We start from the raw sequence: 22499 nt of genomic DNA on the forward strand, positions 1-22499 counted from the left end.
ATGTGGTATTTCGCTTGGATTTTAGGTGTACTTTTAGCCTGTACCTTAGGTGTAATAAATGTAATGTGGTATGAGTTTCAGCAAAATAAAGACAGTATTGCTGATGACGAGCAAGTAATGCATGATTTATTAAAAGAGACTAACACAACTAAAAATGACGACTAACACCCGCCCTGATCGCGCGCAACAGCAGTCTTTGCGCGCTTTTTTAAAGCGTCAAAGTAAACCCGCTGCAATGCTATTAAAGCTAAGCATTGCACTGGGTACTGTTAACGCATTACTCATGATTGCAGGTGCTTATTTACTTGCTCAAGCTATTCATAATGTAATTTTTGAACAGTATAGTTTGGCTGAAATCACCTACTTATTATGGCCTTTGGCCGGTATTATTTTACTGCGCGCGGTATTTTTAACACTAAGTGAACGCTTTAGCGCTTATGCTGCACTTAAAATAAAGTCGGCAATGCGCCAAACCCTACTTAATAAGCTCAGCCTGCTTGGGCCAAGCTATGTAGAGCAACATGGCCAAGGTGCTACCCTCAATACATTGCACAATGGTGTAGAAGCGCTACACGATTATTATGCTAAGTACCTACCTGGCGTTGCCTACAGTGCGCTTATTCCGCTGGCTATATTAATCGTTATTTTTCCGACAGATTACAAAGCTGGGCTAATATTTTTATTAACTGCGCCCCTTATTCCTTTTTTTATGATTTTAGTTGGCTCAAAAGCCGAAGCGCTTAATCAACAACGTTGGCAACAACTGGCGGTATTAGGGAATTACTTTTTTGATCGCGTACAAGGGCTTACCCAACTTAAACTATTTAACGCCACTCGCTTAGAGCTAAAACAAATTGCTAAAATATCTGATGACTTTAGACACGCAACACTTAGCGTATTAAAAATTGCTTTTTTATCATCATTTGCATTGGAGTTTTTAGCAACCATTAGTGTGGCCTTAGTGGCGGTTATTATTGGTTTTAGATTGTTTTTTGGCACACTTGATTTTGCCACTGGTTTTGTGGTTTTACTGTTAGCGCCTGAATTTTATTTGCCGCTGCGTCAATTAGGCAGCCACTATCATGCGCGCTTGCAAGGTATAAGTGCCGCCGCCGACATGCTAATAATTTTAAATGCCCCATTGCCTGAGCAACAAAGCGAACATACTACTGACAAAATTAGCGCTACTATTAGCTCAATTACAGTTAATAACCTTAGCTTTACCTACCCAAATAGTGACGAAGGAATAAAAAATATAAACTTATCTCTACCCAACAAAGGGTTAATTGCCGTTGTTGGTGCCAGTGGCTCGGGTAAAAGTACTCTGTTTGATTGTTTATTGGGGTTTCACCCCGAGGTCATTAAGCATATAAGTATTAATCAGCAAATTTTAAGTACTGCACATATTGGGCAATTACAAAGCCACATTGCGTGGATACCGCAATCAGCCACGTTATTTTACGACACTATTGCTGCCAATATTAAATTAGCAAAGCCTAATGCAACGCAACAAGAGCTTGAGCATGCAGCAAAGCAAGCAGGCGCTTTGGGCTTTATAAAGGCACTGCCTGATGGTTTTAATACTTTAATTGGCGAGCAAGGTGAGGGACTTTCTGGTGGTCAAAAGCAACGCATTGCCCTTGCGCGTGCTTTTATAAAACAAGCACCTGTATTGGTACTTGACGAACCTACTGCACACCTTGATAGCGAAACCGAACAAGTTATTCAACATGCTATAGCTGATTATGCAAAAAATAATTTAGTGCTAGTTATTGCCCATCGGCTCAATACAGTCAAAAATGCTGAGCAACTTATTGTAATGCACAATGGCAAAATAGCTCAGCAAGGTTGCTTTAATAGCTTAGCGGCTGAAGATGGTGAGTTTGCCACTTTACTGCAAACAGCACAGCAAGGAGCAGTTCATGCATAATTTTATTCGCTTACTAAAACTGTGCCGTCCTCACTACAAAGCTATGTTGCTGGGTACCTTTTTAGCCACACTTACAGTACTTGCTAATGTGGGGTTACTGGCTATATCGGGCTGGTTTTTAGCCTCAATGGCGGCAGCCGGTATTGCCGGTACACAAATGAATTACTTTACTCCAGCGGGTACAATTCGCTTTTTAGCGATTGTACGCACCGCATCACGGTATGGGGAACGCTTAGTAACTCACAATGCTACGTTTTTAATGCTAAGTGAAATTCGCGTTAGTGTGTTCTCTACCCTCAGTAAACTCAATAATGTTGACTTAGCAATGAGCCGCAGCGCCGATTTAGTTAATCGGCTCCAAAATGATGTAGACGCGCTAGATAAGTTTTACTTAAACGTATTATTACCTATGTTAGTTGCGCTATTAAGCGTGCCTATTATTATGCTGTTTATGTCGGCATACAACGCCGATGTCGCACTTATTTGTTTTACTGGCATTGTTCTGATTGGCGTCGTTTTACCTGCTTTTCTTAGCGTTAAATTAAATAAAAACAGCCACAAAGAAACACAGTTAAGTGCACAGCTGCGCTCTGAGCTTTCCGATACTTTAACCGGCCTTAGAGAACTAAGTATTTACCAAGCTCGGGAGCAGCAAATTGCTAAGTGCGATGATTTAAGCGAGCAGTATAATCAGCAACTGTTTATTCGCCACAAGGCGCTGGCTAATACCGATGGTTTAAGTTTATTAGTTGTACAACTGGCCATGATCGCAAGTATTGTGACCATAGCGCCCCTGGTTTACAGTAATGCCATGGTTAATGTTGAGCTGGCAATGCTAAGCCTATTTGTGCTCGCCAGCTTTGAGAGTGTGTTACTCCTGCCAAATGCGTTTATTGAATTACCAAATGTGTTAAAAGCAGCTGAACGTTTATTTACGCTTGAAGATAAAGCCGTAAATGCTAATACGCAATATGATGCCGCTATAAATAATAATTTGGCTTTGCAAAATCCCTCACTAACACTTAAGAACATTAGTTATTGTTACGATAAACACCCAGCATTAAATGACGTGAGTTTTGAGCTAAAGCCGCAGCAAAAAGTGGCCATTGTTGGTAGAAGCGGCAGCGGTAAAACCACCTTAGTTAACTTACTCACCGGTTTATGGCCACTGCAACAAGGCAATATTACCTTGAGTGAGCAAGGCAATATTACCTTGAGTGAGCAAGGCAACTGCGTTGATTTGCATTTATTAAGTAATGATAACCGAGCAAGGTTAATTAATATTTTGGCTCAACAGCATCATATTTTTGATGGCACTTTAAAAGAAAACCTATGCTATGCAGCGCCTAATGCAACTAAAGCGCAAATGCTAGATGCACTAGCGCATGCACAACTTAGCCCGTGGTTTACTGAGTTAAAATCGGGGTTAAATACTCGCTTAGGTACCGGCGGGCGTAATGTGTCACAAGGTCAGTCGAGGCGGATTGCGATTGCGCAGGCTTTATTGCAAAACCCCGCTATTTTAGTGCTTGATGAGCCAACAGAAGGGCTAGATAATCAATCTAAACAAAGTGTAATGCATGCCATTATGCAAGTTATGAGTAACGCCAGTGTACTTACTATTACCCATGATCCAGCCCTGCTTGAGCATATGGATAATATTATTTGGTTAGAGGATGGGCGAGTAATAGCACAAGGCACCCATCAGCAATTACTTAGCGATCCTGCTTACACGTCACTTACTATCCGTTTTTAATTCGCTTTATCTATTACGGTAACTTGCACATCAATAACGCCGACTTTAGGGTCGGCTATCTTTTTAAACATACTGCTCGATAAATCTATAATACGCCCGCGTATATAAGGGCCTCGGTCGTTAATTCTCACTATTACCGACTTATTATTTGCTAGGTTTGTTACTTTCACTTTAGTACCAAAGGCCAGCTTAAGATGCGCTGCCGTTGCTGCTTGCTGATCAAAGCGTTCGCCATTTGCGGTGGTTCTTCCTTGGTATTTATTGGCATAAAATGATGCTTTGCCAAGCTGTGTCAGCTCCCCTGAGCTTGATTTTACAAGTGGTTGACTACTACAACCTGCAAGGATAATAGCAATAAAAGTAACAGTGAGTTTTTTAAGTATCATTTAATAGCTTATGTAATTGATATAATTAGCAACTAGCCTACAGCTGCTTGCCTGAGCTGATCCTGAATTACTCACTAATAATTATAAATAATAAGCAATAAAAAACCACCATCGATTACTCTTAGGTGGTTTTTTATATAAGCTAAAAGGCGTTTATCGTACGATACCGCGCTCTGAGCTTTTAACAAAATCTATCATTAACTGTACTGCTGGATACTTTTGCGCATCTTCGCTAAGTGACTCAATTGCTTCATCTACACCTAGGCTTTTACGATAAAATACTTTATAAGCACGGCGTACAGCCATTATCTCATCGCTTTGAAAACCACGGCGTTTCATGCCCTCAGTATTAATTGCAACTGGACCTGCAGGTATACCTATAGTGGTAACAAATGGTGGTACATCTTTATTAATAGCTGAATACATGCCTACAAATGCATGTGCGCCTACCTTACAAAACTGATGTATACCTGAGTTGCCCGCAAGAATAACCCAGTCACCAATATGTACATGCCCTGCTACACTGGCGTTATTAGCAAATATAACATTATCGCCAATCACTGCATCGTGAGCAACATGGGTATAGGCCATAAACAAGTTATTACTACCTATAATGGTTACGCCCTGATCTTGAATTGTGCCACGGTGAATTGTAACGCATTCACGAATAATATTATTGTCACCAATAGTGAGCGATGTTGGTTCGTTGTTGTACTTTTTGTCTTGGCATGCTTCACCAACCGACGCAAACTGAAAAATATGATTTCCAGAACCGATAGTTGATGGGCCTTTAACTACAACATGAGACTCAATAATACAGTTATCACCAATGACAACATCATTGCCAATATAACTATATGGTCCCACTGAAACATTGCTGCCTAGTGTCGCGCCTGGTTCGATTATTGCCGTTGGATGAATCACAATTAAAACTCTCTTCTCGCACACATAATTTCGGCGCTACATACTAGCTTGCCATCGACTTTTGCTTCTGCTGCAAACTTCCATAAATTACGACGTTCTTTTAAAAACTCAACATGTAAATGCATAGTATCACCAGGAAGTACTGGTTTTTTAAAACGTGCATTATCTACAGCTGCAAACAAATACAATTCATTTTCGCTACGGTTTTCAACCGTTTTAAAGCCAAGTAACCCAGTTGCTTGAGCCATGGCTTCTAATATTAATACACCCGGAAAAATTGGCTGATTTGGGAAATGCCCGGTAAAAATGGGTTCGTTTATAGTCACATTTTTAATAGCATGCAAAGATTTGCCAGGTGTAAAGTCAATTACTCTATCAACTAATAACATCGGGTAGCGATGCGGTAATAAACTTAAAATTTCTTGAATATCAAGGCTATTTAATTCGTTTGCCAAAATAGCATCCTCATTAGTGTTCAACGTTTATGGCTTATTTAATTGCTCAAGTGCTTTAATACGGCTTTTCATTTCAGAAAGGTTACGCAAGTGAGCGATTGATTTACGCCATTCTTTGTTTGTAGTATGAGGTATACCAGATGAATAGATACCTGGCTCGGTGATTGATTTTGTCACCATACTCATACCCGTAATTATAACACCATCACAGACGCTCATGTGACCATTAATTGCTGTCATGCCGCCAATTTGGCAGTTTTTACCTATGGTGACGCTACCAGCAAGTACAGTACAACCAGCAATAGCTGTGCCTGAGTTAACTTCAACGTTATGTGCTATTTGGCATTGGTTATCAATAATTACATTACTATGGATAATAGTATCGTCAAGTGCACCACGATCAATTGTAGTACTTGCGCCAATTTCAACTTTATCACCAATAATAACAGAGCCAAGCTGAGGAATTTTAATCCATTGCCCACGCTCATTAGCATAACCAAAACCATCACTACCTATAACGCTATTGGCTTGCAACAAACAATCTGAGCCAATTTCAACATTATGATAAATAGTTACATTCGACCAAAGCTTAGTGCCTGAGCCTATTTTAACACCTTCACCAATAAAACTGTTCGGACCAATTTGTACGTTATCGTTAATTATCGCATTGCTTTCAATTACCGTATTAGCGCCAATAGCGGCACTTTTACTTACTGTCGCATTTGGGTCAACAACCGCGCTTGGATGAATGCCTGTTGCGGCAGAGCGTGGCGTCGTATCCATTAATTGCGCAAGCTTGGCGTAACTTACATACGGATTTGAAACTATTAGTTTATTGCCGTTAAAGTAAGGAGCATCTGCTTCACTAACAATGACAGCACTGGCTTGAGTCGCTTCAAGTTGCGAGCGATATTTCTTATTCGCTAAAAATGCAATATGCCCTGAGCGGGCATGTGCAAGTGTTGCTATTTTTGTTATTTCTAAAGCGCCATCACCTTGCAGCTCGGCGCTTAGAAGTTCCGCTATTTGCGAAAGCGTATAATTTTGCATAACTTAATTATTTCTTACTCACTGCAGCAACTACTTTATTAGAAAGATCAGTTACTTTTTTAGGGTTAAAGTAAATAGTTGTATCTTTAACTTTAACTTCATCAAAGTCGCCATCTTTAGCAATGTCTTCAATTGTTTTGATAATTAAACCCTGCACTTTTGCAAGCTCTTGGTTTTGGCGTGCTTTAATTTCTTGCTCAAGAGGACGACCTACTTCAGCAAGGTTTTTTTGCATACCCTGAATTTTGTCACGCAGTTTATCTTTTTGCGCTTGGCTCATAGTGGTACTTTCACGCTTGAACTTTTCAGCTTCAAAGCGAATATCGCCTTGTAGCTTTTCTAACTCTTGACGGCGCTCTGCAAACTCAGTTTGTAGAGATTGCTCAATTTTAGCCATTTGTGGTATTTGCTTGTAGATTTCTTGCATGTCTACAATACCTACTTTATGTGCAAATGCACTTACCGAGGTGCCCATCATAAGTGTTGCTAAAACAGCTACTGCCGTTGATTTAAATAATTTATTCACAAAAAACTCCTTTAAAAGCTGTTACTAATATTAAAACTGATGGTCTTCGTATCGTCATCTTCTTCTTTTTGCAATGGATACGCAAAACTAATCAGCATTGGACCCATTGGAGAGATCCACTGTAATGATAAACCGGTTGAAACCCTAAAACGCATTGGATCAGAGTAATCATCTAATTTAGCTCGCTCATCGGCTGCTAAATTTTGGTAACGGTCTACGTTAAACTCGGTATCCCATACGTTAGCAGCATCAACAAAGAAACTGGTACGTACTGAACTGGTATTTTCTTCATCTAAAAACGGTGTAGGTACAATTAATTCCATACCTGCTACCGCTTTAGCATTACCACCAATTCGACCTTGTGGTACTAGCACATCAAATTCAGATGAGCCGCCTATATTACCTGTGGTTGAGCCATCTGGTAAAGGTGTACCCGGAATTGATTGCGGTATACGTGCAATTGCGCGTGGTAAAATTGTATTTCGGTCAAAACCACGTAGTTCCATTTCAGTAATACGGAAGTATTCTTGGAATGGCAGTACTTGGTCGTAGCCGTTAGTTGAGCCATAACCATTACCGTAACCTAACGCCGCACGGGTTGAGAACACCCAGCGATGGTCGTTCGATATTGGCCAGTAAAAACGCGAATCATAGTTTAACTTAAAGTATTTTAAGTCAGAATTCGGCGTTGTTGCTGTTAAGTTTAGCGTTTGACGTGAGCCCGCTGTTGGGAATAAACCACGGTTTACCGTAACGCGAGACCAGCCAGCACTTAACTCATATTTAGTAAAGTCAAAACCAGCATCTGGGTTGTCTTGGTCTAAGAAGGTTTCACGCAGTACACGCGTTTGCTCGTACTCTGCAATATCTGAAAGCTCTTCTTGAATCCAACGAACACCAAAGTTAATGCGGTTAACCGCATCAATTGGGAAGCCTATATTAGTCCCCAATCCATAGCTTTTCGACTTATAGTCGATCAAACTAAACTTACTTGCATCGTAGTTACTGTAAAAAATACTGCTACCTTGCGATACGCCATCTGGCGTGAAGTATGGGTCGGTATAAGACACGCTCACACGCTCAGAACCACGCGAGGTATTAATATTAAAGCCTATTTGATTACCAGTACCTAAAAAGTTAGATTCTGTTACACCAATATTAAACTGTAAGCCTAGGTATGAGCCATACGCTAAGCCGGCATTAAAGCTACCAGCCGACTGCTCTTTAACCGTAAAATCAACATCTACTTGGTCATCAACACCTGGGACTGGCACAACGTTAAAATCAACTTTTTCCATATAAGGTAAACGCTGAATTTGTAATTTTGAACGCTCTAAGCTTTGGTTAGATAACCATGCGCCTTCAAGCTGTGTCATTTCGCGGCGTAGCACTTCATCTGCAGTACTTTGGTTACCACCAACAATAATCCGGCGCACATAAACACGCTTACCAGGGTTAACCGATAAGGTTAGTTGTACTTCTTGATTTTCGTCATCAATTTGCGGAATTGTGCGTACTTCAGCATTGGCATAACCAAAACGCGCTAAGTAGCTTTTTATAAATTCTTCTGAAGAGGTAACCACTGAGCCGTTATATAACTCACCCGCTCGTAGTGGAATAACACTTTTAATTAAGTCTTCGCGACCAAGTAAGTCACCAATAAAGTCAAAACCTTTAACTTTATATTTAACCCCTTCAGTTAAGTTAGCTGTAACGTATACAGACTCACGCTCTGGGCTAACCGACACTTGGGTAGAGTCTATGTTAAAACGTAGGTAACCACGGTCTAAATAAAAGCTACGAATTTTTTCTAAATCGCCTTCAATGGTTTGTTTTTGGTAGCGGTCGCTGCCCATAAACTGCCACCAAGCTAAGTCTTGTTGCGACTCAGCCAGTTGTAATAGCTCTTCATTAGAAAAAAGTTCATTACCTACCAAGTTAATTTGACGAATTGATGCAGCATCACCTTCATCAAATTTTAATTTAAGTTTAACCCGATTACGCGGCAGTTTAGTGATACTAATATCGACTTTAGCGTTGTATTTACCAATACTGTGGAAAAATTCAGTTAAGCCTTTTTCTATATTATCAATAACGGTTTTATCTAGTGGCTCGCCTTGGCGAATATTTTGCTGATCAAGTGACTGATTAAGCTGCTCATCTTTAATATCTTTATTGCCATCAAACTCAATAAAGCTAATTGTTGGGCGTTCAGTTACTTTAAAAACAACGTTATTACCGTCGCGTAGCGCTTTTATATTGTCAAAGTGACCTGAGCGGTAGAGAGACTTGATTGTTTTTGAAATCGTGTACTCATCAACATTATCGCCCACGTTAATAGGAATATGCGTTAATGCAGCACCCAGTGCTACACGCTGTAAACCTTCAACTTTGAGATCTTCAACAATAAAGGAGTTTTGGCCTAGGGCTGCAAAGCTTGCACCCAATAAACTTGAAACTACCAAATGTTTTTTTATAGCCATTTTATTATATTTATCCTTTACAACTGTATTACCGCTTAGCATCGAAAAGTAAATTTACGAGCTGTACAATCGTGGTTCTAATTAGTCATTGTCACGTTAAAACGACAAACGCGATACATCATTGAACAAAGCGAAACATGTTAAAAAAATGAGTAGTAACGCACCCACTTTAAAACCAAACTCTTGTGTCTTTTCAGAGACTGGCTTTTTACGAAAAAGTTCAATTATGTAATACATTAAGTGTCCGCCATCAAGCACTGGCAAGGGCAATAAATTAAATACACCCAAGTTAACACTGATCAGTGCTAAAAAGCTTAAAAACGCAACGAAACCGTAGCTTACGCTAGTCCCCGCGCCTACGGCAATGCCTACTGGGCCACTTAAATTTTTAACCGAAATCTGGCCTGTAATTAAATTACCTATCATATCAAAGCTAAGGGTAATTAATCGCCACGTTTCTTTACTACCTCGCACAATACTATCGAGCGGGCCATAATGTCTAGTTTCTATATAACCTTGCGGCCATTTTTCTACTATTGGTGCAACCCCTAAAAAGCCTTGCTCTATGCCCTGAGCGTTAACCCTAGCTTGAGGTATTACCGATATTATTTTTATAGTGTCTTGTCTTTTTACACTAAATTGTAATGATTTGTTAGCCGATTGGGTAATAAGATTAACTAATTGCTGCCAATTGCTTATTGTTTCGCCATTTACAGCCACAATAGTATCATTTATTTTTAACCCTGCCAGCTCTGCAGCAGAGCTTTTAGTAACCGCAGCAATACTAAGTGTTGCTTGTGGCCTAAATGGTACTATGCCTAGAGAGCTCAATGGTGGCACGTCTTGTTGATCAAGTTTCCAGCCGTCTAAATTGAGCATTTTTGTTTGCTGCTGATAGTTTTCGTTACGTACAGTTACTGCAACGCTTTTATCACCTAAACTCGACATAAGCGCAAAGGTTGCGTCTTGCCAGGTGGTAATTTCATCATCACCAATTTTAATAATTTGTTGGCTAGGCATTAATCCCGCTTGCGCTGCACGACTGCCTTCAACCACACTGCCAACAACAGGTTTTACTGATTGCACACCCACCATATACATAACGGCAAGTGCAAATATAGCAAATATAAAGTTAGCAACGGGCCCCGCAGCAACAATCGCTATACGCGCTTGTACCGACTTAGCATTAAACGATAAATGACGCTGATTTGCAGGTACTTCATCAACCCGCTCATCGAGCATTTTTACATAACCACCCAAAGGTATGGCTGCTATAACGTACTCGGTATCGTATTTATCACGCCATTTTAGCAATGGTTTACCAAAGCCGATAGAAAAGCGCAGCACTTTAACGCCGGCTTTACGCGCCACCCAAAAGTGGCCGTATTCATGTACTGTAACTAAAATGCCCAGCGCTAAAATAAATGAGCCGAGATTCCAAAAAAAATCGAACATATTAATGCGTCACTTTTGTTATAAACTGCGATGCGCTTAAACGCGCTAATCTATCGCACTCTAAAATTTCATCTAAGCTTTGCACATTGGTGTACGTGGCCGCTTCGAGAGTCTGTGCATTTATTGTGTATATATCGGTAAAACCAATTTCACCATTTAAAAATGCACTTACCGCGATCTCGTTTGCGGCATTCACTGTCGTTGTTGCGCCTTGCCCTGCGCTACACGCATCAATCGCTAGTTGTAAATTAGGGTAACGAGAAAAGTCAGGTTTAGTGAACGAAAAGTCACTAATATCTGAAAAGTTTAACGGCTTAACCCCTGCATTTATACGCTCAGGGTAAGCTAATGCATGGGCAATTGGGGTACGCATATCAGGGTTACCCATTTGCGCTAAAATTGAGCCGTCGTGATATTGCACCATAGAATGAATTATACTCTGTGGATGAATAACCACATCAATATCACTCGGGTCGCAGTTAAACAGCCATTTAGCTTCAATAAACTCAAGCCCTTTGTTCATCATGGTGGCTGAGTCTACCGATATTTTTTGTCCCATAGACCAATTAGGGTGCGCCACGGCTTCTGCTATGGTTACATCTTTAAGGGTATTTATATCACGGGTTAAAAATGGGCCGCCTGAGCCGGTAAGTAATATTTTACTTACGCCATGAGATTGCAGGTGTTGATCGCCTTGCGCATTTTGTAGAGAATACGGTAAACATTGAAAAATAGCGTTATGTTCACTGTCTATTGGTAGCAATGTCGCTTTGTGTTGTTTTACTTTATCAATAAACAACTGACCCGACATTACCAAAGATTCTTTATTGGCGAGCAGTACTTTTTTTCCGGCTTCTACTGCGCTTAACGTCGGCAATAACCCTGCAGCGCCGACAATTGCCGACATGACAGCATCAACCTCTGGATGCCGACACAGCTCGCTCATAGCCTGCTCACCATGCATTATCTGCGTTTTACATGGCGTATTACTTAAATATAACGACAATTGCTTAGCAGCGCTTTGTGTTGCCATAACGCCATAGCGTGGCTGATGCGCAATGCATAGCTCAGCCATTTTTCTAGCATTTTTCCCAGCAGCTAATGCAAAAACACTAAACTGCTGAGTATTTCTTGCCACAACATCTAAGGTATTAAGGCCAATAGAGCCTGTAGCCCCTAGAATTACCAGTTGCTGCTTTTCACTCATAAACTCAAAGTCCACGCATAACACATTACAAACATAGGTGCGGCTGCGGTTAGGCTATCAATACGATCTAAAATCCCGCCATGTCCTGGCAAGCAATTACCGCTGTCTTTAAGTCCTGCTTCGCGTTTAAACATGCTTTCAAGCAAATCACCCACCGCTGAAAACAAGGCAATAAACACAGTCATAATGGCGTAAATTGGCCATACAATTAAATCTACGTCGGTAAAATGACAAAATGTAAGCACAAATATAACTGCAGCGACAACGCCGCCGGCTAAACCTTCAATAGTTTTATTTGGGCTTACTTTTGGCATGAGCTTACGCTTACCAAAGCTTTTACCTGTAAAGTAGGCACCAATATCGGCGCTCCATACGATTCCTAAAACCACTAAAATAAGCATAGAGCCAAAATGACTAGATTCGGTATATTGCGCACTGCGCAGCGTATTTAGGGCTAACCATAAAGGCACTAACGTTAGTAATCCGGCAATACCGCGCATTACTATGCCTTCGTTCCATGCTTTAGCCATTTCTGGGTAGCGCCATACTAAATAACTAGCAACAATCCACCATGCAAACGACAGCGTAAATAAGTAATTTGCATCACCTACCAATTTGCCATCTTGCCAAAGTGATTCGATTGGCCAGTGCAGGTTTAGTAACGCTAGCAAAGCGGCAACTAAAAGTACAAAAGCGCTGCGCTTAAGTTTATTGCACAGCCCCATAAAAGCAGACCATTCCCATGCGCCCATTAATACAATTGCACCCGCAAAATAACTAAATAATGTCAGTGGGGTGTAAAAAACCAAAGCAAGCGCTAATGGTGCTAGCACGAGTGAGGTTAGAATGCGTTGTTTTAACAAAATTATGACCCTTATTCTATTTAGGTTTGAGCGAGTAATTGTTTTATTTGTTCGCCCGTACAACCAAATCGTCGCTCTCTGGCAACGTAACACGCTATGGCCTCAGCAAATGCTGCTTCATTAAAATCAGGCCACAGTGTGTCGGTAAAGTAAAGTTCAGCGTAAGCTGCTTGCCAGAGTAAAAAGTTACTAATTCTGACATCGCCACCAGTACGAATTAGTAAATCAGGCTCGGCCTGATCTGCCATACTCATGTACTGTGCTATACGCTCTTCTGTAATATCGGCTGGGTCTAATTGCCCCTGTGCAACTTGCTCTGCAAGTTGTTTAGCAGCATTAGCCATATCCCAACGTCCACCGTAATTTGCAGCAACATTTAAATGCAGCCCGGTATTATTTGCTGTAAGCTTTTGAGCAGTATCTACTTTACTGCGTAAGCTTTCAGAAAACCGCGATAAGTCTCCAATAATGGTCAGTTTTACATTGTTTTTATGCAGCTTTTTAACTTCTTTACTAAGTACAAATAAAAAAAGCTCCATTAACGTTTTTACTTCGTCTTCAGGTCGACGCCAGTTCTCACTACTAAAAGCAAATAAGGTTAACGATTGTATCCCTAATTTAGTACAAAACTGTACAGATTGACGAACTGCGTCCACACCTTTTTTATGCCCAAACACACGCGGTCTATTTCTGGCTTGCGCCCAACGCCCGTTACCATCCATGATGATAGCTACATGTTTAGGTAAACATTGCTGTGAAATTGTGTCAGCATCTAGAACCATAAATATTGAGTATTCCATAAAAAAACGCCGCCTAGTATACCCCAGCCGGCGTTTCAAAACTAATAAATTTAACCTGTACTCGGGATAATAAATCTATTTCAAGTGGCTATTTTTAACGCTAACTGCGTTGAATTTACTTGCAATAGGTTCAATCTATTACCCCAAGTGCAGCGTATTAGTTTCTTAGATTTCCATCAACTCAGCTTCTTTAGCTGCTAATTGAGTATCCATTTCTTTAATGAATTTATCGGTCATCTTTTGAATTGCTTCTTCAGCTTGACGCGCTTCATCTTCAGAAATATCTTTATCTTTCAATAAGTTTTTAAAATCGCCATTCGCGTCACGACGAATGTTACGTACTGCAACACGACCGCCTTCAACTTCACCACGAACAATTTTAATTAAGTTTTTACGACGTTCTTCAGTCAATGCTGGCAATGGTACACGAATAACTGAACCTGCTGACATTGGGTTTAAACCTAAGTCAGATGCCATTATTGCTTTTTCTACCGCTTGCGCAAGTGACTTATCAAATACACCAATAGCCAGTGTACGTGAATCTTCAATTGTTACGTTAGCAACTTGGTTTAAAGGTGTTGGCGAGCCATAATACGACACCATAATACCATCTAGCAATGCAGGATGAGCACGACCAGTACGAATCTTAGATAACTGGCTGCCCAGTGCTGCTACACTCTTTTGCATGCGCTCTTGCGCATCTTTTTGAATATCGTTAATCACAGTTTAATCCTAATCTATTTAATTACTTCATCTGAGGCTTGTGAAGAAATAAGGGTTCCCTCTTCTTCACCCATAATAACACGTTTTAATGCGCCTGATTTATTCATATTAAATACGCTCAATGGCATATTATGATCGCGTGCTAATGTAAATGCCGCTAAATCCATTACTTTCAATTCTTTCTCAATTATCTCATTGTAACTTAAATGACGATAAAGTGTCGCATCTGGATTTTTAACTGGGTCATCGCTGTAAACGCCATCTACTTTAGTCGCTTTAATTACCGTATCGGCTTCAATTTCGATACCACGTAAACAGGCTGCTGAGTCGGTAGTGAAAAATGGGTTACCCGTACCGGCTGCAAAAATAACTACGCGGCCCGTTTTTAATAAACTAATTGCTTCAGCCCAATTGTACGCATCACACATACCATGAAGTGGAATAGCCGACATTAAACGACAGTTTACAAATGCACGATGCAGCGCATCACGCATTGCCAAACCATTCATTACGGTTGCAAGCATACCCATGTGATCGCCAACAACACGATTCATGCCTGCTTCTGCTAACGAGCCACCGCGTAAAAAATTTCCACCGCCAATAACTAAACCCACTTCTACGTCGAGCTCTACGAGCTCTTTAATTTCTTGAGCCATGCGGTCTAACACTTTAGGGTCGATGCCAAAGCCTTCATCTCCCATTAAAGCTTCACCGCTTAATTTGAGAAGAACGCGTCTAAAAATAGGTTTACGATTGATAGTCATAGTATTGGGGCCAACTTTTATAAAAAATGGATAAAAAATAACCGCGCTTATGTTAAACATAAAAGCGCGGTTATTTTAAAGAATTTCTAGCTGTGAAGCAAAAGCAAATAACACATTAATTGCATGTCTTTTTTACTCCCTACACAAATAGTTAATCTTATTTAGCTTTAGCAGCAGCGATTTGTGCAGCAACTTCAGCAGCAAAATCTTCTTCTTTTCTTTCGATACCTTCACCAACTTCTACACGTACGAAGCTAGTAACTGTTGCGTTTTTCTCTTTAAGAATTTCGCCAACAGTTTTCTTAGGTTCCATGATGAAAGCTTGACCAGTAAGAGAAACCTCACCAGTGAATTTTTTCATGCGGCCAACAACCATCTTCTCAGCGATTTCAGCAGATTTGCCTTCATTCATCGCGATTTCGATTTGTACTTGTTGTTCTTTAGCTACAACATCAGCAGGAACGTCTGAAGGAGTTAAGTACTCAGGGCTTGATGCAGCAACGTGCATTGCAACGTGCTTAAGTGTTTCTTCATCAGCAACACCAGCAACAACAACACCAATACGATCACCATGACGGTACTCAACTAGGTTTTCACCCGTGATGTACTGTAGACGACGTACGTTAATGTTTTCACCAATTTTAGTTACTAGCTCAACGCGTGCTTCTTCAAACTTAGCTTGTAAGTCTTCGATAGTCACAGTGTCTGCAATTGCAGCTTCTGCTACTTTATCAGCAAACGCTAAAAAGCTTACGTCTTTAGCTACGAAGTCTGTTTGACAGTTAACTTCAACTAGCACTGCAACATTACCATTTTTCTTGATAATGATAGCGCCTTCAGCAGCGATATTGCCTGCTTTTTTAGCTGCTTTAGCCGCGCCACTTTTACGCATGTTTTCAATCGCTAACTCGATGTCGCCATCAGTTTCAGTTAACGCTTTTTTACAATCCATCATGCCAGCGCCAGTACGCTCGCGTAATTCTTTAACTAGGGCAGTAGTTACAGCCATTAGTAATTCCTCAAATCTGAATCAGGTTTAGATAAGCGGGTTACCCGCTCTACAAGAATAGCAAGTCTTCACCTTTAAAAGATGAAGACTTGAAGACAGCTAATTACTCAGCTTCTACGAAATCGTCTTTTTCAGCTTGAGCAACAAGTGTGTTCTCACGGCCTTCAGTGATCGCAGTTGCAACAGCGTTAGTGTAAAGACTTACCGCACGGATAGCATCATCGTTACCAGGTACGATGAAATCAACGCCATCTGGGTTCGAGTTAGTATCAACAATTGCAACAACCGGAATACCTAGGTTGTTAGCTTCACGGATAGCAATGTGCTCATGGTCAGCATCAATAACGAAAAGCGCGTCTGGAAGACCGCCCATGTTCTTGATTCCGCCAAGGCTCTTCTCAAGCTTTTCCATTTCGCGGTTAAGCATTAACGTTTCTTTCTTAGTTAACTTCTCGAAAGTACCGTCTTGGCTTTGTATTTCAAGGTCTTTAAGACGCTTGATTGATTGACGAACTGTTTTCCAGTTAGTCAACATGCCACCTAACCAACGGTGGTTTACATAGTACTGGTCGCTTGCGATTGCAGATTCTTTCACTGCTTCGCTTGCTGCACGCTTAGTACCAACGAAAAGAACTTTACCTTTGTTTGCAGCAGCACCAGATAAAAACTTAAGTGCAGTGTTGAACATTGGTACAGTTTGCTCAAGGTTGATGATATGTACACGGTTACGTGTGCCGAAGATGAAAGGCTTCATCTTAGGGTTCCAGTAACGTGCTTGGTGACCAAAGTGAACACCAGCTTGAAGCATATCGCGCATTGAAACGTTTGCCATTTTATAGATCCTCTATAGTTGTTTAGGGTTAGGCCTCCACATATCCCATAGCACCAACACCGAAGTATTTAAACTTCTAATGCACCCAAGTGTATGTGACGATACGTGTGTGTGTTAAAATAAAATTGTGTTTGCCTTAAATACAAAAAATCATTAAAGAATTTATTTGTAAAAAGACGGCGCGCTTTATACCATATTAAAATTAAATACTCAACATCGCGTGCAAAAATTGTGCGGCGATAAATGTTAAAAACTCAACTTTGGAGCTTCAATGAGCGCTATTATTAAGACCCCTGAAGAAATAGAGAAAATGCGCGTAGCTGGGCGCTTAGCGGCAGATGTACTTGAAATGATCGGCCCATATGTAGTGCCGGGCGTGACTACCGATGAGCTAAATACAATTTGTCATGATTATATTGTTAATGTGCAAAAAGCAATCCCTGCTCCATTAAATTATCATGGTTTTCCAAAATCAGTTTGCACCTCTGTAAACCATGTTATTTGCCATGGTATTCCAAACGAAAAGCCATTAAAAGATGGCGACAGTATTAATATTGACGTTACCATAATTAAAGATGGCTACCACGGCGACACTTCTAAAATGTTCCATGTTGGTACCCCTAACATTCAAGGTAAACGCCTTGCAGAAGTAACACAAGAAAGCCTCTACATTGCCATTAAAATGGTAAAACCAGGTGTGCGTTTAGGCGATATTGGCGAAGCAATTCAAAAATATGCTGAAAGCTTCAACTACTCAATTGTTCGTGAATACTGTGGCCATGGTATTGGCGCAGGGTTTCACGAAGAGCCACAAGTAATGCACTATGGCAAAGCAGGTACTGGCGAAGTATTAAAAGCCGGCATGTGTTTAACTATTGAGCCTATGGTCAATGCGGGCAAACGCCAATGTAAACTACTTAAAGATGATTGGACTGTGGTTACACGTGACCGTAGCTTGTCAGCCCAGTGGGAACATACTTTGTTAGTAACTGAAAATGGTGTTGAAATTTTAACGCTACGATCAGATGATACAATCGACAGGATCATTGAGCATTAAAATACCCGTTCAACTTGATAGCTATTTATCAAAATGAACTCGTATAAATAAGGAATCAGCCCCGGTGGCATTACCCAACAAAGTAAAAAAGTTGCTTAGCGACGCAGAGCAACTTAGTGATTATCGCGATTGTTCTAGCTATTTTTATAAATGGCTTTTTAATGAGTTTTCTAAACAACCGGTTGGTAATTTAATTAATGCCAGGGCTGAATTCATAGATCGTTTGCTGATCAAACTGTTTCATGTTTATGATTTAGCGCACGAACCCGACCTAGCACTTATAGCCGTAGGTGGTTATGGACGAGGTGAATTACACCCCTATTCCGACATCGACTTTTTGCTACTAGTAACACAACAACCAAACGCTGAAATCAGCGAAAAAATAGGTCAGTTTGTTACCATGCTTTGGGATCTCAATTTAGAGATTGGGCACAGTGTTCGCACTATAGCGCAAGCCATAGAGCAAAAACGTGAAGACGTTACCTTTGCCACCAGCTTATTAGAAAGCCGGCTTATTTTTGGTAATCATATAGAATTTGAAAAGCTAAAAAACCACATAATTGACACGCCAGTGTGGCGCTCAAATGAGTTTTTTTTAGCCAAAGTACAAGAGCAACATTTACGCCACCGAAAATGCCACGGCACAGCGTATAATCTCGAACCTAACATAAAAGAAAACCCCGGTGGCCTGCGCGATCTGCAAACCATTATTTGGGTTGCTAAAAAACACTTTAGAGCAGAAACCCTACAAGAGCTTATTAGCCATGGCTACCTTACTCACGAAGAGTTTCAAGAGCTTTCAGAGTGCCTAGAAAACTTATGGAATATTCGTTTTGCGCTGCATTTGGCTGCTGGGCGTTCAGAAAACCGCTTACTGTTTGATCACCAACCGCAAGCCGCCGAAATTCTGGGGTTTGGTAGCGATGGTAAATCGTCAGTTGAGCGCATGATGAAGCGTTTGTTTAGAATAATGAGCCGCGTACGCGAACTAAACCTGATGCTACTGGCGTACTTTGAACAAAGTATTTCGCCAAAACACCATCAACCTATTATTCAAGAGCTTGACCGCAATTTTGAGCGTATTGGCAATCAAATTAAAGTAAAAAGCCCATCGGTATTTTTTAGGCGCGATCAGCTTTTTATGTTATTTGAGCATATTGCCGACAACCCAGAAATAACGCACATTTATCCCAGCACTATTCGCACGATTCGCCAAGTGCGCCGCCGTTTACTGGGCGACTTACAAGATTACGCTGCCTGTCGCGAAGCTTTTTTACGTCTTATAAAGCACCCCAATGGTATGGGCCGTGCGTTTACCTTAATGCATAAACACGGCATGCTGGCTGCTTATTTACCGCAGTGGCGAAACATATTTGGGCAAATGCAATTTGACTTATTTCATGCCTACACAGTAGATGAGCACACCCACAGATTAATAAATAATATTTATCAGTACTTTGATAAAACCGGTGTCAGCGAATTTCCTATTTGTAGTGAAATAGTCACTCGTATGGATAAACCTGAGCTACTTTATTTAGCGGGTATATTTCATGACATAGCAAAAGGCCGTGGTGGCGACCACTCAGAACTGGGCGCTGTTGACGCACTAGCCTTTGCAAAGTTACATGCCTTTTCTGTCGCCGATGGTAAACTAATCGCATGGCTGGTTAGTAATCATTTACTTATGTCGGTTACCGCACAACGTAAAGATATAAACGACCCTGGAGTTATTAAAGACTTTGCCACACGAGTAAAAACAGAGCGCCAACTTGATTATTTATATTGCTTAACCGTTGCCGATATACGTGCCACCAACGACAATTTATGGAACGATTGGAAAAACACCCTGCTGCGTGAGCTTTACTTACATACGCAACACGCACTGCGTTTAGGGCTTGAAAATCCAATGGATCAACGCGACCAAATTCGCGACAAAAAGCATCAAGCTAAACAGCGATTACTCAACTTAGGCTACATGGAAGACCAAATTGATTTAATTTGGAGCCGCTTTAAAGCCAATTACTTTACCGCTTTTAGCGAACAGCAAATTTCATGGCACAGCCAGCATTTAGTTAATAGCGAAGATTTAAGTCAACCGAGTGTTATCGTATCAAATAAAGCGATGCACGGTGGCACCCAAGTATTTGTATACAGCCCTTACTCTGGGCCTTTATTTGCCCGCTTAGTGAGTGTTATTGGTTCTAAAAAAGCGCAAATACAGCACGCGCAAGTACTTACCACCAAAGATGGCTACGTACTATTTAACTTTGTTATTTTAGAAGTAAATGGCGAGCCAATTGCCAGTGGCAGAGCACAATCAATTAAACGCGCCCTAGAGCAAGCCTTGTTTGAGCCGCGTAAAAAAATTCGCTTTAAAAAGAATCGCTCGCAACGCTTTAAAGACTTTAATATAAAACCTAAAATTGTGCTGCGCCCGCATCCGCGTAAAGATCGCAGCCTAATTGAAATCCAAGCAATTGATATACCCGGTTTATTGACTAAAATAGCCGAAGTTTTTCAAGCACACTTATTACACATACACGCTGCGCGTATTACCACAGTGGGGCAGCGCGCAGAAGATTTCTTCGTGGTCTCTAATAACGAGTACCAAGCACTTACAGACGAAGAACAAGCCAAAATTCATCAAGCATTGCGTAAAAAACTCAACGCAGAAACCGAATAAGAGGACACTATGTCAGATTTAAAAACGATGATCGAAAACGCCTGGGATAACCGCGATAGCATTAGCCCAAGCACAGTATCTGTTGAAGTAAAGCAAGCCATTATTGACGCGCTTGACCTGCTAGACAGTGGCGCAGCACGCGTTGCTGAAAAAATATCGGGTGAATGGGTAGTACATCAATGGCTTAAAAAAGCGGTTTTACTGTCGTTCCGTATTCGCGAAAACCAAGCAATGGACGATGGCGTAAATCAGTTTTACGACAAAGTACCACTTAAATTTAGCGACTACACGCCGGAGCAATTTAAACAAGGCGGCATGCGCGTAGTGCCTAATGCTGTTGCGCGTAAAGGCAGCTTTGTAGGTAAAAACGTGGTACTTATGCCATCGTATGTAAACATTGGCGCATACGTTGACGACGGCACCATGGTTGATACATGGGCTACTGTAGGCTCGTGTGCACAAATTGGTAAGAACGTACACTTATCGGGTGGCGTAGGCATAGGCGGCGTTTTAGAGCCATTACAAGCCAACCCAACCATCATCGAAGACAACTGTTTTATTGGCGCACGCTCTGAAATAGTAGAAGGTGTAATTGTTGAAGAAGGCGCGGTAATTTCAATGGGCGTTTACATCAGCCAAAGTACCCGTATTTATGACCGTGAAACCGGTGAAATTCACTACGGCCGCGTACCAGCAGGCGCAGTAGTAGTCCCTGGCGCACTACCATCAAAAGACGGTAGCCACAGCCTGTACGCTGCAATTATAGTGAAAAAAGTAGATCAGCAAACACGCGAAAAAGTAGGCATAAACGCCCTGCTTCGCTCAATTGATGATGAATAGTTAAGTAGGTTGGGTAGAGCGCAGCGAAACCCAACGACACTTTAAAGTTAAGTGTTTTAGCTGAACTTTAATTGTATATTTAAAAGCGCTAAGCCCTTGTGGGTTTAGCGCTTTTTATTTAGCCAGCATTGTGTATTTCAATCACCCATTACAACTCAAGCCGTGTAAGTCTATTTGTTTTACCTGCTGAGTTTTCGTTTTAAAATCATAATAACGAATAATTAGCTGATTGTTTTTCTCATAAAATGACATGTCCCGTAACCAATCGATAGTGGCTATTGGCATGTATGTATAAAAACCATATTCACCCACACACTGATAACCAAAGTAATGATACGCACTGCCAAATGCACCTACATCGCTGGTATACGCTACTATATTTTCCTGCTGCTGATAAAATTGCGCTTGACTGCCAACAATGGCATACCAAATACATGTAAGCCCAAGTGCTACAATTTGCAACCCTGCCATTATAAACAATAGCAAGCTAACTAATTTTGCTTGAACAGTATGTTTGCTTGTTTTACTGATGCTTTTTATCAATACATAAGTAGCAATACTTACCAATATCAGCTTTATCCAAACTAGGTAAGTAGACAACTCATAGGTAAATTTTTGGCTGTGCCACTGTATGCCAAATACAGGCGGAATAAACATCGAGTCTATAAAGGTCACTGTAATAATTAGCGCTGCAAGGTGATAACGAGATAGGGTCATTAAGGCTGTTTTTTTAATTGTTTTAACCATGCTATTAAA

General features: G+C 40.9%; 21 protein-coding genes. 6 read left to right on the forward strand and 15 right to left on the reverse strand.

The genetic code is table 11. The annotated features are described in order from the left end of the window. Genes cydX through cydC form a run of 3 tightly spaced genes read left to right on the forward strand, consistent with a single transcriptional unit; the run spans position 1 to position 3686 of the window. Complete coding sequence (gene cydX, locus I6F41_RS10100) at positions 1-165, forward strand: cytochrome bd-I oxidase subunit CydX (protein ID WP_011328678.1); 165 nt, start codon at positions 1-3, stop codon at positions 163-165. Then, positions 155-1930 carry a thiol reductant ABC exporter subunit CydD gene (gene cydD / locus I6F41_RS10105; RefSeq protein WP_086995287.1) on the forward strand — a complete coding sequence of 592 codons (1776 nt, stop codon included), beginning with the start codon at positions 155-157 and terminating at the stop codon, positions 1928-1930. Before cydX ends, cydD begins: the two co-directional genes overlap by 11 nt. Continuing rightward, positions 1923-3686: a thiol reductant ABC exporter subunit CydC gene (gene cydC, locus I6F41_RS10110; protein WP_197108304.1), complete on the forward strand. Its 1764-nt coding sequence runs from the start codon at positions 1923-1925 to the stop codon at positions 3684-3686. Before cydD ends, cydC begins: the two co-directional genes overlap by 8 nt. Here the strand turns inward: cydC and I6F41_RS10115 are convergent. The 14 genes from I6F41_RS10115 to rpsB form a co-directional block, all read right to left on the reverse strand. Beyond that, the gene (locus tag I6F41_RS10115) at positions 3683-4072 is read right to left on the reverse strand and encodes a septal ring lytic transglycosylase RlpA family protein (protein ID WP_192531574.1); all 390 of its coding nucleotides are present in this window, start codon (positions 4070-4072) and stop codon (positions 3683-3685) included. The genes cydC and I6F41_RS10115 overlap by 4 nt on opposite strands. 153 nt (positions 4073-4225) lie before the next feature. Further along, entirely contained in the window at positions 4226-4996 is a 771-nt protein-coding gene (lpxA, locus tag I6F41_RS10120; protein WP_011328682.1) for an acyl-ACP--UDP-N-acetylglucosamine O-acyltransferase, read from the reverse strand. 2 nt (positions 4997-4998) lie between these two features. Further along, on the reverse strand, positions 4999-5451 hold the full coding sequence (gene fabZ, locus I6F41_RS10125) for a 3-hydroxyacyl-ACP dehydratase FabZ (protein ID WP_011328683.1): 453 nt from the start codon (positions 5449-5451) through the stop codon (positions 4999-5001). 27 nt (positions 5452-5478) lie between these two features. Then, on the reverse strand, positions 5479-6501 hold the full coding sequence (gene lpxD / locus I6F41_RS10130) for a UDP-3-O-(3-hydroxymyristoyl)glucosamine N-acyltransferase (protein ID WP_197108306.1): 1023 nt from the start codon (positions 6499-6501) through the stop codon (positions 5479-5481). Positions 6502-6508: 7 nt separating this feature from the next. Then, complete coding sequence (locus I6F41_RS10135; RefSeq protein WP_041454497.1) at positions 6509-7027, reverse strand: OmpH family outer membrane protein; 519 nt, start codon at positions 7025-7027, stop codon at positions 6509-6511. A gap of 11 nt (positions 7028-7038) precedes the next feature. Continuing rightward, positions 7039-9510, reverse strand: a complete 2472-nt coding sequence (bamA, locus tag I6F41_RS10140; RefSeq protein ID WP_197108308.1) for an outer membrane protein assembly factor BamA — start codon at positions 9508-9510, stop codon at positions 7039-7041. Positions 9511-9606: 96 nt separating this feature from the next. Further along, the gene (gene rseP / locus I6F41_RS10145; RefSeq protein WP_011328687.1) at positions 9607-10965 is read right to left on the reverse strand and encodes a sigma E protease regulator RseP; all 1359 of its coding nucleotides are present in this window, start codon (positions 10963-10965) and stop codon (positions 9607-9609) included. A gap of 1 nt (position 10966) precedes the next feature. Next, positions 10967-12172, reverse strand: a complete 1206-nt coding sequence (ispC, locus tag I6F41_RS10150; RefSeq protein WP_197108320.1) for a 1-deoxy-D-xylulose-5-phosphate reductoisomerase — start codon at positions 12170-12172, stop codon at positions 10967-10969. After that, positions 12169-13035, reverse strand: a complete 867-nt coding sequence (locus I6F41_RS10155; RefSeq protein ID WP_011328689.1) for a phosphatidate cytidylyltransferase — start codon at positions 13033-13035, stop codon at positions 12169-12171. The genes ispC and I6F41_RS10155 overlap by 4 nt, the downstream gene beginning before the upstream one ends. 20 nt (positions 13036-13055) lie before the next feature. Further along, positions 13056-13835 carry an isoprenyl transferase gene (locus I6F41_RS10160; RefSeq protein ID WP_011328690.1) on the reverse strand — a complete coding sequence of 260 codons (780 nt, stop codon included), beginning with the start codon at positions 13833-13835 and terminating at the stop codon, positions 13056-13058. A 165-nt stretch (positions 13836-14000) separates the two neighbouring features. Further along, positions 14001-14522, reverse strand: a complete 522-nt coding sequence (gene frr / locus I6F41_RS10165) for a ribosome recycling factor (RefSeq protein WP_011328691.1) — start codon at positions 14520-14522, stop codon at positions 14001-14003. A gap of 50 nt (positions 14523-14572) precedes the next feature. Continuing rightward, entirely contained in the window at positions 14573-15322 is a 750-nt protein-coding gene (gene pyrH, locus I6F41_RS10170) for a UMP kinase (RefSeq protein ID WP_011328692.1), read from the reverse strand. 157 nt (positions 15323-15479) lie between these two features. Beyond that, positions 15480-16331 carry a translation elongation factor Ts gene (gene tsf / locus I6F41_RS10175; protein ID WP_011328693.1) on the reverse strand — a complete coding sequence of 284 codons (852 nt, stop codon included), beginning with the start codon at positions 16329-16331 and terminating at the stop codon, positions 15480-15482. 103 nt (positions 16332-16434) lie between these two features. Further along, positions 16435-17163 carry a 30S ribosomal protein S2 gene (gene rpsB / locus I6F41_RS10180; protein ID WP_011328694.1) on the reverse strand — a complete coding sequence of 243 codons (729 nt, stop codon included), beginning with the start codon at positions 17161-17163 and terminating at the stop codon, positions 16435-16437. Positions 17164-17434: 271 nt separating this feature from the next. On the opposite strand from rpsB, the gene map reads away from it, so the two are divergent. The 3 genes from map to dapD all read left to right on the forward strand — a co-directional run bounded on the left by map (position 17435) and on the right by dapD (position 21743). Then, entirely contained in the window at positions 17435-18220 is a 786-nt protein-coding gene (gene map, locus I6F41_RS10185; protein ID WP_089368556.1) for a type I methionyl aminopeptidase, read from the forward strand. A 64-nt stretch (positions 18221-18284) separates the two neighbouring features. After that, a complete protein-coding gene (gene glnD, locus I6F41_RS10190; protein WP_011328696.1) occupies positions 18285-20903 on the forward strand; it encodes a [protein-PII] uridylyltransferase in 2619 nt (872 codons plus the stop codon). Between the two features lie 9 nt (positions 20904-20912). Next, on the forward strand, positions 20913-21743 hold the full coding sequence (gene dapD, locus I6F41_RS10195; RefSeq protein WP_011328697.1) for a 2,3,4,5-tetrahydropyridine-2,6-dicarboxylate N-succinyltransferase: 831 nt from the start codon (positions 20913-20915) through the stop codon (positions 21741-21743). 141 nt (positions 21744-21884) lie between these two features. Here the strand turns inward: dapD and I6F41_RS10200 are convergent, their stop codons facing one another. Beyond that, positions 21885-22460, reverse strand: a complete 576-nt coding sequence (locus I6F41_RS10200) for a hypothetical protein (RefSeq protein ID WP_197108310.1) — start codon at positions 22458-22460, stop codon at positions 21885-21887. Positions 22461-22499 lie beyond the last annotated feature (39 nt).

The organism is Pseudoalteromonas sp. SCQQ13, assembly GCF_015864415.1.
Classification (GTDB): Bacteria; Pseudomonadota; Gammaproteobacteria; order Enterobacterales; family Alteromonadaceae; genus Pseudoalteromonas; species Pseudoalteromonas nigrifaciens.